Below are 717 nucleotides of genomic sequence, written 5' to 3'. Positions count from 1 at the left end.
ATGTCCTAACAGTTTTTTGAAATCCTCTTGGATTTCTACAATGCGTTTACGCATCAAAGTTTTTTCAGCGTCCGGAGCAATTTCCGTAATATTTTCTTTGGTTTTGTCAGAGTTTTCCTCAACCATTTTAGTTCCCCTTTTCAGCTAGGCAGTTACCTATCGTGATTTAAAAAGAGATTTAACTTTGTCCCTGTATTGTCCCTATCATATACCTGCGACAGTCGCAGGGACAGTCACGGGGATTGCACCTATGGAAACTGTAGCTCTCACCTACAAAGAACTGGCCGACCGTCTAGCTATTAAGGTTGAATCCGCGCGGAAAACCACACAAAGAAAGCGTTGGCACCGGACTACTGGCAACGATGGGACAATCAGAATCCATGTCCCACTTGATGCATTTCCGTACGCAGTAGGGCAGGGTGACAGTCCTAAGGACAGTCACAGGGATAATCCCGATAACTCTGTCCATATTCAGCTTGCGAAGCTGGAAGCAGAAATAACTGGACTAAAAGAAATATTGCAAGCCGAGCGCAACCGCACAGCAGCAGCGGAACAAGATCGAGATGCTTGGAGAGAACAGGCTCAAATATTAGCCAAAGCAAAAGTGCAGGAGCCACAAAGTTTACTAGCTAAATTGTTTAAAAAAGCCGGTTAGACCATTGGTTTTAACATTGCGGGTCACTCCATCGCCAATCCCCACTTGCCCACATTAGAGTA

Annotated in this window: 1 protein-coding gene; it reads left to right on the top strand. The window is 45.0% G+C overall.

Going from position 1 to position 717, the window contains the following annotated elements; genetic code table 11:
* Positions 1–250 precede the first annotated feature (250 nt).
* Positions 251–655 carry a hypothetical protein gene (locus HBA93_RS17900; RefSeq protein WP_221724192.1) on the top strand — a complete coding sequence of 135 codons (405 nt, stop codon included), beginning with the start codon at positions 251–253 and terminating at the stop codon, positions 653–655.
* Positions 656–717: the final 62 nt, after the last annotated feature.

It is taken from the genome of Ochrobactrum sp. SFR4 (genome assembly GCF_019730395.1).
Taxonomy (GTDB): domain Bacteria; phylum Pseudomonadota; class Alphaproteobacteria; order Rhizobiales; family Rhizobiaceae; genus Pseudochrobactrum.
Note: the sequence above shows the minus strand (reverse complement) of the source record. Positions and strands in the feature narration are given on the sequence as shown.

Bases quoted from the DNA above. Each gene is read 5' to 3' on its own strand.
- HBA93_RS17900 (WP_221724192.1), top strand. From the start codon at position 251: ATGGAAACTGTAGCTCTCACCTACAAAGAACTGGCCGACCGTCTAGCT.